Here is a 13303-nt window from a genome sequence, read left to right on the forward strand (position 1 = left end):
GGTCAGGCGGCCACGATGACGGGGATGATCAGGGGGCGGCGCTTGAGGCGGGAGGAGACCCAGCGGCCGACGACGCGGCGCACGACCTGCTGGAGCTGGTAGGCGTCGACGGCGCCCTCCGCCGTGGCCTCCTCGATCGCCTCGGTGACCTGCGGGAGGATGTCCTCGAAGACCGCGTCGTCCTCGGCGAAACCGCGCGCCTGGATGTGCGGGCCCGCGAGCACCTTGCCGTTGCCGGAGTCGACGACCGCGAAGATCGAGATGAACCCCTCCTCGCCGAGGATCCGGCGGTCCTTGAGCTCCGCCTCCGTCACTCCCCCGACGCTCGACCCGTCGACGTACACGTACCCGCACGGCACGGCGCCCACGACCCGCGCCACCCCGTCCGCCAGGTCGACGACGAGCCCGTCCTCGGCGACCACCACGTTCTGCGCCGGGACCCCGGTGAGCACCGCCAGCGCCGCGTTCGCCACCAGGTGACGCACCTCGCCGTGCACGGGCATCACGTTGCGCGGGCGCACGATGTTGTAGCAGTAGAGCAGCTCGCCGGCCGACGCGTGCCCGGACACGTGCACCTTGGCGTTGCCGCCGTGCACGACCTTCGCGCCCAGCCCGGTGAGTCCGTTGATCACGCGGTACACCGCGTACTCGTTGCCGGGGATCAGCGACGACGCGAGGATCACGGTGTCGCCCGGACCGACCTGGATCCGGTGGTGGTCCTTGTTCGCGATCCGGGACAGCGCCGCCATCGGCTCACCCTGCGAGCCGGTGCACATGAGCACGATCTCGTCGTCGGGCAGGGTGTCGACCTTCTTGACGTCGATCAGCACGCCGGGCGGGATCGTGAGGTAGCCGAGGTCCGCCGCGATGGTCATGTTGCGGATCATCGAGCGGCCGACCAGCGCGACCCGGCGCCCGTGCGCGGCGGCGGCGTCGAACACCTGCTGCACGCGGTGCACGTGCGAGGAGAACGACGCGACGATGATCCGCTGCTGGGTGCCCGCGAAGACCGAGGAGAGCACCGGCCCGATCTCCCGCTCCGCGGTCACGAAGCCGGGCACCTCCGCGTTGGTGGAGTCGACCAGGAACAGGTCGACACCTGCCTCGCCGAGCCGCGCGAACGCGCGCAGGTCGGTGAGGCGCCCGTCGAGCGGGAGCTGGTCCATCTTGAAGTCGCCGGTGTGCAGGATCACGCCCGCCGGCGTGCGTACGGCGACCGCGAGCGCGTCCGGGATCGAGTGGTTGACCGCGACGAACTCACACTCGAACGGCCCGAGCCGCTCGGTCTCGCCCTCCGTGACCAGCATGCTCAGGGGCGTGATGCGGTGCTCCTTGAGCTTGGCCTCGACGAACGCGAGCGTGAGCTGGGAGCCGACCAGCGGGATGTCCGCGCGCAGCCGCAGCAGGTACGGCACCGCCCCGATGTGGTCCTCGTGCCCGTGCGTGAGCACGATCGCCTCGATGTCGTCCAGGCGGTGGGCGAGGTAGTCGAAGTCGGGCAGGATCAGGTCGACGCCCGGCTGGTTGTCCTCGGGGAAGAGCACGCCGCAGTCGATGACCAGCAGCCGGCCGCCGAACTCGAGCACCGTCATGTTGCGCCCGATCTCGCCGAGACCGCCGAGCGCGACGATGCGCAGCGCACCGTCCGCGAGCGCGGGCGGCGGACCCAGCTCGGGGTGCGGGTGGAACACCGAGGTCAGCGCGCGCCGAGCAGGCCGGCGGCGATCATCGCGGCGCGGACCACCTCGACCTCGGCGTCGTCGGCGGCCACCTGCGGCAGGCGCAGGGTGCGGTCGGGGATGATCCCGAGCAGCTCGAGGGCGACCTTGGACCGGACGGCGCCGTTCCCGGACCCGCAGATGAGGTCGATCGCGGGCAGGATCGAGACGAACGTGGCCCGCGCCTTGGCGAGGTCCCCGGCATCCACGGCGCGCACGACGGCGGCCAGCTCGTCACCCACCAGGTGCCCGGCCATGCTCACCATCCCAGCCGCGCCGTGCGCGAGGAACGCGAGGTTCAGCGCGTCGTCGCCGGAGTAGAAGGCGAGGTCGGTGCGGGTCATCGTCGCCAGCGCGCCGAAGACGTCGCCGGTCGCGTCCTTGACCGCGACGACCTTCTCGTGCCCGGCGAGCCGGTCGAGGGTCTCGGGCGCGAAGCGGATCGCCGTCCGACCGGGCACGTCGTAGAGCATGACCGGCAGGTCCGTGGCGTCGGCGACCGCGACCACGTGCCGGTAGAGGCCCTCCTGGGAGGGCTTGGAGTAGTACGGGCTCACCACGAGCAGCCCGTGCGCGCCGGCCTCGGCGGCCTGCTCGGCCATCCGCACGGCGTGCACGGTGTCGTTCGACCCGGCGCCGGCGACAACCCATGTCCGGTCCCCCAACGCGCCGACGACGGCGGCGATCAGGTCGGCCTTCTCGGGGGCGTGCGTGGTGGGTGACTCGCCCGTCGTCCCGTTCAGGACGAGCCCGTCGTGCCCGTGGTTCACCAGGTGGGTGGCGAGGCGGACGGCGGCGTCGAGGTCGACGTCGCCCGCGGCGGTCATCGGGGTCACCATCGCGGTCAGCACCGCCCCGAATGGGCGGGCGGGGGTACTGGGAATTCGCGCGGACGGCATGGTGCCCTAACCTACGCCGGTCGGCGGCCGCTCCGGGCGCGCCGAGCCCGCGGTGACGGCGGACGGCCGGTCGACGGCCACTCGCCGACCACCGGGCGAACAACCGGTGAACACCTCATTCTCCCGCGCGGGAGCTCCGTTCGCGGCCCGCGGCGGTGTGACCATCGAGGTGGACGCCCACCAGTTGCCCCCGACCGAGAGGTCCCGCCGTGCCGCTCACCGCACGTCCGCTCGCCATCGCGCACCGGGGCGACCCGGTCACCGCACGCGAGAACACCGTCGAAGCGGTCGAGGCCGCCATCGCCCAGGGCACCCGCGCCGTCGAGGTGGACGTCCGGCTCGCCGCGGACGGCACGCCCGTCGTGGTGCACGACGCGACATTCGAACGGCTGTGGGGTGACCCGCACCCGGTCGGTTCCCTGTCCTGGCCCGAGATCGCCGCGCTCGGGGAGCCGGGCCGGCGCGTGCCGCGGCTCGCCGAGCTGCTCGAGCTGTCGATCGGCGCCGAGGTCCCGCTGGTCATCGACCAGAAGGACCCGGCCGCGGGGGCCGCCGCGGCCCGCCTCGTGGAGCGGGTCGGCGCCGAGCAGACGGCGTTCTGCGGCGAGGTCGAGGGGCTCGGTGACATCCGGCGGATGCTGCCGAAGGCGACGATCTTCTTGGGCGACGTCGGCCTGGCGCCGGTGGACCTGCGGGTGCTGGCCGAGCTTCGACCGCAGTACTACAACCCGGCCTGGGTCGCGCTGTCCCGCGCCATGATCTCCTCGCTGCACTCCTTCGGGATCCGGGTCGGCTGCTGGACGCCGAACGACGACGCCGACCTGGCCCTCGTCCTCGACCTGGGCGTGGACGCCGTGATGACCGACCGGATCGGCGCGCTCACCGCGCTGGTCGACTCCCGCGGGCCGTACGCGTCGGAGGGGCCCGAGCGCTTCTGAGTGAGCGGCGAGGCCCGTCAACTCGAAAGCGAGACGGCTCGAGCGAGTCAGCTGTCCTTCTGCCGAGACCAGAGCGCGGACCCCTCCCCCAGCTTGACGGGGTTGTCTCTCACCCACTTCTGCGCATCCCGGATGACCGCGTCCGGGTGGTCGCAAGCCGGGCAGAGGGACCGAGCAACCGTGTAGTCGTCGCTGGCGGAAACAAGTGCAGTGCCCTTTCCCTGCTCGAACAGCAAGGAGTTCACCGAGTCGCCGTGGACGCGCGAGAGCATGACCGTGTCACCGCTCGCTACCTCCACGACCTGGATGAGTCCCTCCGCGGTGCCAGCCGCGAGTAGCCGGCCGTCGTCACTGAACGCTGGACGACCGAGTCGTCCGCCATGCATGGCGATCTGCTCAAGCCGTCGACCGGTGGCGTCCCAGAGGTCCACGACGCCGCCCTCGGCTACTGTCGCGAGCCGATCACCGGTCGGACTGAATACGGCCCAACTGACCTTCGACGTATCGAGGTCGATGGGCCCGTGGGCGCCGGACAGATCCCAGATTCGCACTCCGTCGGCGGAAACAGCCGCGAGGTGGTGACCCGTCGGGCTGAACGCGACGTCCTCAATCCCGGACCCGCCGAAGGCATACCCCGGATCCTTCTCCAGTTTTCCGGTGTGCGCGTCCCACAGGTGAACCTGTCCCGACCAGTCACCTCCTGCGACGGTCCGGCCATCGGGACTGATGGCGATACTGGCTATGACCGATGGGGTCTCCCCGAACATCACGCCAGCTTTCGTCGTGCCATCGGCTTTCCAGCTCCATATCTGCGGGGCGCGCCAGTACCGCGGAAGCACGACGAGCCGGTGCGGGTCGAGGGGATCGAAGAGCACCGCGTCGAGCTCAGTGCCCACGTCATAACTATTCAGTGTCGCTGCGTCCTTGAGCGAGTTGCGGCCCATCACGATGGCCTCGGCGGAACTCATCGAGACCAACCATCGTTTGTCCCCGCTGGCGTCAAGGCGCAGGACCCAGTCCGAGTGCGCGTCTCCAAGCCGCTTCACTCTCGGAAGCTCCCACATCCGTACCGTGCCGTCGACCCCCAAAGACACGACTGCCGCTCCATCCCGGATGAACGCGACCTTTGCCACGTACCCCTTGTGTCCGAGGAGCTGATACGTCGGACTGCCGCTGGTGTAGAGCGACCACACGACGACGCGTCCGTCGCCGCCTGCGGTCGCAATCCACCGGGAGTTGGGCATTGCCGAGGCGCCGTAGACCCAGTCTGCATGCGATGGCAGCGACCACAGACTACGACCATCCGAAAGGCTATAAGCGAGCACCGTCTTGTCGACGCTGATCATCACTGTGCCTTGGTCGTTATCCAGAGTCGTGTCCTGAATCCCGTTGAAGTTACCACCGCCGGGATACTGAACGGGATACTGGTGAGGTGCCGATCCAGATTTCCAGTCCCACACGAGGAGGCTGACCGCCGACAGGTCGTCCGCATTGAGCGCGACCACCGAATCACCATAGTTGCGCAGGAAGGAAGCCGACCCGGGCAGTTCGCCCGACTCTTCAACCAACTTGCCCGTTCCTGCGTCCCAGACACGAAGCCGCGCGTCGTCGTCCGACGTCACGAAGCGCCTGCCTCCCGAAACGGCGAGTACTTCATAGGCCACGTGCGGGAGTTCGAAGCGCCGACTCCCTGTAGCTACGTCATACATTTCCGCTTTGCCGTCATAGGTGCTCACGACCAGGCCACCACCGGACGACCCGACGAACGTCGCGAAGACGGGGGCGGAACCCACGCCCCGTATTCGCTTGGCGTCACCGCCGACGAGGTCGATGACCTCGACCTCGCCAAGATCGGTTTCCACGGCGAGTCGGGTCGCATCGACATTGATACTCCCGGCACTGACGCGTCCGCTCAGTTTGAGCGCCGGAGTCTTCGACAGGATCGTGCCTTCGCTGGAAAGTACCGTGACAGCGCCGTTCGCGTCGAAGGTGACGATGTGTTCGTGCGGGGCGATCAGCATGCCCACCGCCTCCGGTCGCGGACCGGCCACCACCCGTCCGCGGGGCGCGGAGGCGGCGGTGAGAACAGCTTGGCGGGCCTCGGCATCGGCCGAGATCCCGTAGGCGTCCACCGCCTCGGCGAGGCTCCTCCCGGGCGCAGCATCGAGATGTTCGGCGGCCGCGGCGAGCATCCGACGCTGTTCGGCGTCGCGACTCGACTGGTAGGAGAGCACCGTCAGGAACGCCATCGCGACGACAACCAGAGCCATTCCCGCCACGACCAGTCGGGTCCGGTGCAGCCGCGCGCGGGTCCGCACCGCGGCGACCCGCGCCCCCTCGCGCTCCTCGATCAGCTGGCGCTCGCTCTCGAGTCGCTCCAGGTGCGCGACGTAGCGCCGCCGCCAGTCGAGCACCGCGGCGCCCATCACATCGTGGTAGATCTCGTAACGCGGTGGCCCTGTGGTGCCGACCGGTGGGGGCACCGGGCGAAGGATGCGACGGCGGCCGGACGAGAGGGCCTCCAGCAGTTGGCGCACGGGTTGGAGACCGACCCCTGACCACTCCGCGAGGTCGTCGGCGGTCAACGCGATCTTCGACCCTGACGTCGTCACGAGGTGGTGGAAGACACCCGCCGCAACATCCAGCTGGTCCTGGCTGAGCCCGGCCATCACCTCGTCGAGGTGACTTCGCACGATCGCCTGAGCCCCACCCAGGCGATCCAAGGTCTCCCGACGAAGGATGGACGATCCGATCGCGCGCTCCTCGTGCCATAGCCGAGTAAGGACGAGCTGCAAGTAGGGGGTCTCAATTTCCGCACGGTCCGGTGTCCCATACTGGGGCGTTACGGATGCCGTGTCTGCTTGGTCGGCACTCGACGGGCTCTCGCTGGAAGTCACGATCACCGAACCCAGGCGGACCTGGTCGAGCAGCAGGTCGATCAGCGCCGGCTCCGCCTGCACCCGGGCATCCGGCTCAACGCGATCGTTGTAGTGCGCGAGCGGCCCTTCGATCGCGGTTCGGGCGGCGACTCGGTCCAACGGTGCGAGACGAAGGTAGTTGTCGAAGAGATGAGGGATACGTCCCTTGAACCGGTCCAGGCCCGCGAGCGCGTCCTCGCGGATGGACAACAGGACGTTCACCGGGAGGTCGCGCGCGCTCAGGACCTGGCCGAGCTCTCCGATCAGCCCTACACCACCAACGTCCTCGGGGTGGTAGAGGAAGTACTCCTCGAACTGGTCGAGGATGAGATGGATGGCGAGGATGTCGGACGATTCCAACGTCGCGCGCAACCATTGGACCGAGAACTCGGCGACCGCATCGGGTAGCGAAGCCGCATCGGTCGCAGTCTCGACGGCGACAAGCACCGCCGACGCAACCGTCCTCAGTGGGTCGCCGCTCCAGTCGCTTACGTATGCGGTCACCGCACCAGGCGTGCCGAGGTCCTCGAACGTCTCGGCAGCGAGCTCGTGCGCGAGCGGCAGGACCCCGGCACGAAGGACCGAGCTCTTGCCGACACCGCTCGCGGAATACAACAACGTCAGCCTCACGGCCGTGAGGTTCGCGATGATGAGATCTCGCTCGCGCTCGCGACCGAAGAAGTACTCCGAGTCCGCCTCGTCAAATGGCATGAGGCCGACGTACGGGCAGGCCGGCACCTCGCCGGGCGGGCGATGTGGCGCCCGCGCCGGCGGAAGGGTTGCGCTCGTCACGACGACACCGTGCCGACGGTGAGTCGCTGTTTGACGGCTTCCACGAAATCCTCGATTCTGGCCTGCAGGATGTCGACACCGCGCGTCTCCCAGGCCGCGCGATCGATGGGATCGGGCGCGGCCTCGACGGCCCAGTGCTTGTAGTGCATGCCCTCTTGCTCGCCCCACAGCCGATAGAGCATCACCCGGAAGTTCCAGTCCCGCAGGCTGTAACCGAGGAACAAGAAATGACTCTCATGCAACTTGGCCGCCAACTTGACCGGGAAGAGGCCACCGACGTCGGCGCGCGTGATGTAGTCGATGTAATGGTCCTCGGTGATCACGAAGCTGTCGTGACCACTCAACCGATCAACGGCACCGTGGATCTTGGCGATCACCGACCTTTGGTCGAGACGGAGCTCGGCATACTCGTTGGGTACCCGGATCACCGTCGGCTCACCGTCGTACGGCACGTGTCGGAACAACCCGCGATCGCGCCCCTCGGCGATGTACGTGACCAGGTCGTACGGCTCGTCAATGGCGGCGAACGCTCGTTCGAGCGCGTCGTCGTAGTTCGTCGTGATGATGAGCATGCATTTGCCCGCGGCATCGGTGCGGGCGCGACGTGAGAGGGCCGCGAGAAAGTGGTGGAGGATCGTTGGTGGGTAGTCGGCGTTGAAAACGTCATGCAGCTCGTCGTACAGCGAGGCTTCACCTTCCATCGCCGAGACGTACTGCGAGACCCGCGCCAGGTCGTAGCCCTCGGGTACTGCGAAGCTGGCGTAGTTTGCGAGCTCCTGGGCCAACTCACGGCCGCTCGGCAGGTACTGACCACGCCGCCACGGAACATCGAGCGGTCGCTCGCAGAGATTTGCCCCGGCGCCCAGGACAGGCACTACCTTGCCTCGCAACAAGCGCCGCGTGATCAGGCTGTAAACATTGTCCAGGTCATCCGGCACAACGCCACCCCATGTCCCCGTGAAGGCTCTCCGCTCGGTGCGGCAGGTGCACACTGCGGAGGGAAGGAGCAAACTCTCTGTCCGGAAAGCGTAGCGGCGTCGGTCAGGGTTTGCCAGAGTCTCCGGTTGCGACCAGGCGCTCCCGGAATTGCTGGGGAATGCGGATCATCTCGGGGTCGAGCTCCTCCACGATGTCCATCAGGCACCCCTGCACCAAGCACAGCCGGAGTTGGGAACCATCGGAAACATGTGCGGCGATGTCGGCACGCAGCCGCGTGAACCACCTCGCGAAGTGCGCCTCGTCCAGAGACCCGACGAAGGCTGCGTAGCCGAGACACTCCCAGCGGGGGACCGATCCCGACGTCTCCGTGACCGGAACGAGCATGAGCTCCCCCAGGGCGCGCTGTTCCCCGCGGAAGAGCCGAAACGTGCGATCCGGGATCCGCACACTTTCGGCAAGCGTGTCCCGGACGGCTTCGAGCGTGTGCGCCACTGCGCGGTTCCGCTCGATGTTGCGCGGGTCGACAAATTGTGACTCACGTCGGATGATCTCCACCCAGCAGAAGTACTGCGCGAACAGGTAGAGGGTATTGAGTTCGGCGTATTCTTTCTCCCCGGGTGTGCTCTCGGGGGCAAGGAATCGACCGAAGAAGTCGAGCTTCACGATGTTGTAGACCCGCGTCTCGAGGTTGAACACGGCCTGCAACAGAGGCTCGCGGAACCGGATCGCCAACTCCTCCGCAGAATTGCGGCGCTCGACCCGAGCAGCCCGGGTGCCGTACCAGACGCTCACGAACGCGCCAACGGTTGAGAGAGTCGCCGTCGCGACCGGGACGACCCATGCGTCCATGACACCCCCGCTACGCACGCACGAGACGGCCTCCAGACCGTCGCCTGGTTCCCAGAGTGACGGATCACGACCCTCACGTCGAGGCGAGCGCGCCCGTCAGTCCGGCCAGACCGGCGTAGCCGAGTTCGGCCGCGTGCCCTCGAACCAGCGCGTCGCGCGCAGCACCCCCAGGTCGTCGAAGCGCCGGCCCGCGATCTGCAGCCCGATGGCTCGCCCGTCGGAGGTGAAGCCTGCGTTGACGGACGACGCCGGCTGCTCGGAGAAGTTGTACGGCGCGGTGTACGCACAGTGGTCCAGCGACGTCGCGGGGTCATTCGACGGCATCGGCCAGTGCGCCGGGAACGTCGCCATCGGGGCGACCGGCGAGAGCACGAGGTCGAACCGCGCGGTCGCCGCGACGGTGGCCCGGCGCAGGACCCCGATGCCGGCGAGCGCCGCAATCACCGCGGCGCCGGACAGCTCGGCGGCCGCGCGCACCCAGTCCCGGACGAACGGGTGCACCGCGGCGCGGCGCTCGGGCCCCAGTGCCGCGACGTCCGCCCAGGAGCGCGCGCGCAGGAACAGGTCGAGGTCGGCCAGCATGCGCGGGGTGCAGAACGGGTCGATCTCCTCGACGTCGGCGCCCGCGCCGGCGAACAGCCCGGCCGCGGCCCGCACCGCGCCCGCGACCTCCGGGTCGGTCGCCGCGCCGGCGCCGGCGGTCAGATGGAACCCGACGCGCAGCCCCGCGGGTCCGCCCGCGGGGTAGCCGAGGTCGGTCCAGTCGACCGGGTACCCGGGGCCGAGCGCGGTGTAGTCGCGGGCGTCGGGGCGGGCCAGCACGCTCAGGTGCAGCGCGACGTCGTCGGTGGTGCGGGCGATCGGGCCGGCGACGCGGCCCATGTAGGGCGGGTCCACCGGGACACGGCCGTGACTCGCCTTGAGCGTGACCAGGGCGCCCCACGCGGCGGGCAACCGCAGGGAGCCCCCGATGTCGGACCCCACGTGCAGGGGTCCGAGGCGCGCGGCGGCCGCAGCGCCCGCCCCCGCGCTGGAGCCACCGACGCTCCACGCGGGGTTCCACGGGCTGCGGGTCAGGCCGTGCAGGCTCGAGACCCCCGAGGAGAGCATCCCGAGGTCCGGCATGACCGTCGTGCCGAGCAGCACCCCGCCGGCCTCGCGGCTGCGCGCGGTCGCCGGGCCGTCGCACGGCTCGGGCGGTGCGTCCGCGAAGGCCGCGCTGCCCGACGGCCGCGGCAGGCCGGCGACGGCGATGTTCTCCTTCACCGTGAACGGCACGCCGTCGATCGGGCCGGCCGGCTCCCCCGCACGCCACCGGGCCTCGCTGGCACGCGCGGCCGCGCGGGCGCCGGGAGCGTCGAGCCGGTAGAAGCAGTTGAGCACTGGCTGCAGGGCGTCGATCCGCGTGAGCACCGCCGCGGTGACCTCGACCGGCGACAGGGTGCCGGACCGGTAGGCCTCGACCAGGTCGGTCGCGGACAGCGACACGAGGTCGTCGTCGGGCCGGGCGGCGGACCCGGGCGCGGACGCGTCCGGGTCCGGGTCCGGGAACCGCTCCGGCGTCCCGCCCCCGGCCGTCATCGCTCGTAGGTGACGAACCGGTAGCGCAGCCCGGTCGCGGACTCGTGCCACACAGGCGTGGATCCGACCTCCGCGGGCTCGACCGCGACCCGCCGCCAGGACGGGTCGAGGCCGGGCGCGCGCGCGTCGCCGTCCAGGACCGTGTCGATCTCGGTCACCTCGAGCCGGTCCGCGAGCGCGATGGTCGCCACATACAGCTGGGCGCCACCGATGACCCACGCCTCGCGGTCACCCGCGAGCGCGAGGGCCGCATCGAGATCCCGGACGACGTGAGCACCCTCGAACGCCGCACCGCTCCCCCGGGTCAGCACGATGTTCGTCCGCCCGGGCAGCGGCCGGAACCGCGGCGGGATCGACTCCCAGGTCGCGCGGCCCATGATCACCGGCTTGCCCGTGGTGAGGGCTCGGAAGTGCGCGAGGTCCTCCGGCAGGTGCCACGGCATGCCGCCGTCGCGCCCGATCACGCCGAGCCCGCCGTCCCCCGCCCGGGCCTGCGCCCAGATCAGCCCGAAACGCACGCTGCTCCAGTCCTACGGGACCCGACTCGGGCGTCGAACTGCCACGACGAGCGACGGGTGCACCTCATACGGCGATCGGGGCCTTGATCGTGGGGTGGTGCTGGTAGTCGCGCACCTCGACGTCGTCGAACGTGTAGTCGAAGATCGAGGGCTTCGGGCGCAGATGCAGGGTCGGGGACGGGTACGGCTCGCGGGAGACCTGCTCGCGGACCTGCTCGACATGGTTGTCATAGATGTGGCAGTCGCCGCCGGTCCACACGAAGTCGCCGACCTCGAGACCAGCCTGCGCCGCGACCATGTGCGTGAGCAGGGCGTAGCTCGCGAGGTTGAACGGGACCCCGAGGAACAGGTCCGCGCTGCGCTGGTACAGCTGGCAGGACAGCTTGCCGTCGGCGACGTAGAACTGGAAGAACGCGTGGCACGGCGCGAGGGCCATCTTCGGGATCTCCGCGACGTTCCAGGCCGAGACGATCATCCGGCGCGAGTCCGGGTCAGTGCGCAGGGTCTCGAGCACCTGGGTGATCTGGTCGATGTGACCGCCGTCGGGCGTGGGCCACGAGCGCCACTGGACGCCGTAGACCGGGCCGAGGTCACCGTCCGGCGCGGCCCACTCGTCCCAGATCTTCACGCCGTTCTCGCGCAGGAAGGCGACGTTGGAGTCCCCTCGCAGGAACCACAGCAGCTCGTACACGATCGACTTGAGGTGCACGCGCTTGGTGGTCACGAGCGGGAAACCCTCGGCGAGGTCGAAACGCATCTGGTGACCGAAGACGCTGCGCGTGCCGGTGCCGGTGCGGTCGCCCTTGGGGGTGCCGGACTCGAGCACGAGCCGCAGGAGATCCTCGTACTGGGTGCGCACAGGTCGAGTCATGCGGGCCATCCTAAGGTCGCCGCCCCCCTGTGCGGGGCAGGCCACGAGGGTCGCTCGCACCCGGGGCCGCCCCGCCCGTGCGGGGCACGCCGGAGCGCGCGATACTGCCCCTATGTCGACGCCGACCCTCCCGCCCACCGTGGCCGCCCACCTGCCGACCGGCCTGCTGATCGGCGGGGCCTGGCGCCCCGCGACCGGCGGCGGCACATTCCCGGTCGGCGATCCGGCCACCGGCCAGACCCTCTTCGACGTCTCCGACGCGACGCCGCAGGACGGTCTGGACGCGCTCGCCGCGGCCGACGAGGCGCTGCCCGCCTGGCGCGCGGTCGCCCCGCGGGAACGCGCCGAGCTGCTGCGTTCGGTGTTCGAGACCGTCATCGCCCGCACCGACGACTTCGCGGCACTCATCACGGCCGAGGGCGGCAAGCCGCTCGCGGAGTCCCGCGCCGAGGTCGCCTACGGGGCGGACTACGTGCGCTGGTACTCCGAGCAGGCGGTCCGGATCGGCGGCCTGACCCGCACCGCACCGTCGGGCGCCAACCGCCAGCTCGTGCTGCGCCGCCCGGTCGGGCCGGCCCTGCTGATCACGCCGTGGAACTTCCCGATCGCGATGATCACCCGCAAGGTCGCGCCCGCGCTCGCCGCCGGATGCACCGTGGTCATCAAGCCGGCCGGGCTCACCCCGCTGACGACGGCCCTGTTCGCGGAGGTCGTGCGCGCCGAGCTGGCCGAGCGGGGGCTGCCGACCGGCATCATCAACGTGGTGCCGACGTCCTCCTCGAGCCGGTTGGTCGAACCGCTGCTCGCCGACCCGCGCCTGCGCAAGCTCTCGTTCACCGGGTCCACCGAGGTGGGCCGGGTGCTGCTGCGCGGCGCGGCGCAGGGGGTGCTGCGCACCTCGATGGAGCTCGGCGGCAACGCGCCGTTCCTGGTGTTCGAGGACGCCGACATCCCCGCGGCGGTGACCGGGGCAATGGCGGCCAAGATGCGCAACGCCGGCCAGACCTGCGTCGCGGCGAACCGGTTCCTGGTGCACGAGTCGGTCGCGAAGGAGTTCGCCGCGGGGCTGACGGCGGCGTTCGACAAGCTCGTCGTCGGGAACGGGGCTGCACAGGGCACGACGGTCGGCCCGCTGATCGAGAAGGCGGCCGTGGACCGGGTCGAGCAGGTCGTCGCCGAGGCGCTCGACGGCGGCGCGCGCGTAACGATCGGCGGGGACCGGCCCACCGGTGCCGGCTTCTTCTACCCGCCCACCGTGCTCACCGGGGTCGACCCGGAGG

At 70.0% G+C, this 13303-nt stretch carries 10 protein-coding genes; 2 read left to right on the forward strand and 8 right to left on the reverse strand.

Annotated elements, in window-relative coordinates; translation table 11 throughout:
* Positions 1-2: 2 nt before the first annotated feature.
* Entirely contained in the window at positions 3-1691 is a 1689-nt protein-coding gene (locus tag VIM26_RS09740) for a ribonuclease J (RefSeq protein WP_331950584.1), read from the reverse strand.
* A 5-nt stretch (positions 1692-1696) separates the two neighbouring features.
* Complete coding sequence (gene dapA / locus VIM26_RS09745; protein ID WP_331950586.1) at positions 1697-2617, reverse strand: 4-hydroxy-tetrahydrodipicolinate synthase; 921 nt, start codon at positions 2615-2617, stop codon at positions 1697-1699.
* Between the two features lie 209 nt (positions 2618-2826).
* Between dapA and VIM26_RS09750 the strand changes: the two genes are divergently transcribed.
* Entirely contained in the window at positions 2827-3555 is a 729-nt protein-coding gene (locus VIM26_RS09750) for a glycerophosphodiester phosphodiesterase (protein ID WP_331950588.1), read from the forward strand.
* A 47-nt stretch (positions 3556-3602) separates the two neighbouring features.
* On the opposite strand, the gene VIM26_RS09755 is transcribed toward VIM26_RS09750, so the two are convergent.
* The 6 genes from VIM26_RS09755 to VIM26_RS09780 all read right to left on the reverse strand — a co-directional run bounded on the left by VIM26_RS09755 (position 3603) and on the right by VIM26_RS09780 (position 12023).
* Entirely contained in the window at positions 3603-7265 is a 3663-nt protein-coding gene (locus VIM26_RS09755; RefSeq protein WP_331950590.1) for a hypothetical protein, read from the reverse strand.
* Entirely contained in the window at positions 7262-8203 is a 942-nt protein-coding gene (locus VIM26_RS09760) for an SIR2 family protein (protein WP_331950592.1), read from the reverse strand. The genes VIM26_RS09755 and VIM26_RS09760 overlap by 4 nt, the downstream gene beginning before the upstream one ends.
* A 103-nt stretch (positions 8204-8306) precedes the next feature.
* Positions 8307-9053, reverse strand: a complete 747-nt coding sequence (locus tag VIM26_RS09765) for a hypothetical protein (RefSeq protein WP_331950594.1) — start codon at positions 9051-9053, stop codon at positions 8307-8309.
* Between the two features lie 96 nt (positions 9054-9149).
* On the reverse strand, positions 9150-10634 hold the full coding sequence (locus VIM26_RS09770) for an amidase (RefSeq protein WP_331950596.1): 1485 nt from the start codon (positions 10632-10634) through the stop codon (positions 9150-9152).
* A complete protein-coding gene (locus VIM26_RS09775; protein WP_331950598.1) occupies positions 10631-11152 on the reverse strand; it encodes a dihydrofolate reductase in 522 nt (173 codons plus the stop codon). The genes VIM26_RS09770 and VIM26_RS09775 overlap by 4 nt, the downstream gene beginning before the upstream one ends.
* A gap of 64 nt (positions 11153-11216) precedes the next feature.
* Complete coding sequence (locus VIM26_RS09780; protein ID WP_331950600.1) at positions 11217-12023, reverse strand: thymidylate synthase; 807 nt, start codon at positions 12021-12023, stop codon at positions 11217-11219.
* Positions 12024-12135: 112 nt separating this feature from the next.
* On the opposite strand from VIM26_RS09780, the gene VIM26_RS09785 reads away from it, so the two are divergent.
* A partial coding sequence (locus tag VIM26_RS09785; RefSeq protein WP_331950602.1) for an aldehyde dehydrogenase family protein occupies positions 12136-13303 on the forward strand: 1168 nt, incomplete at its 3' end.

The sequence above is a fragment of the Pengzhenrongella sp. genome, assembly GCF_036565025.1.
Taxonomy (GTDB): Bacteria; Actinomycetota; Actinomycetes; order Actinomycetales; family Cellulomonadaceae; genus Pengzhenrongella.

Excerpts from the sequence above, each read along its gene's own strand:
- dapA (WP_331950586.1), bottom strand. The coding sequence starts at position 2,617 with ATGCCGTCCGCGCGAATTCCCAGTACCCCCGCCCGCCCATTCGGGGCG.
- VIM26_RS09765 (WP_331950594.1), bottom strand. The coding sequence starts at position 9,053 with ATGGACGCATGGGTCGTCCCGGTCGCGACGGCGACTCTCTCAACCGTT.
- VIM26_RS09770 (WP_331950596.1), bottom strand. The coding sequence starts at position 10,634 with ATGACGGCCGGGGGCGGGACGCCGGAGCGGTTCCCGGACCCGGACCCG.
- VIM26_RS09780 (WP_331950600.1), bottom strand. The coding sequence starts at position 12,023 with ATGACTCGACCTGTGCGCACCCAGTACGAGGATCTCCTGCGGCTCGTG.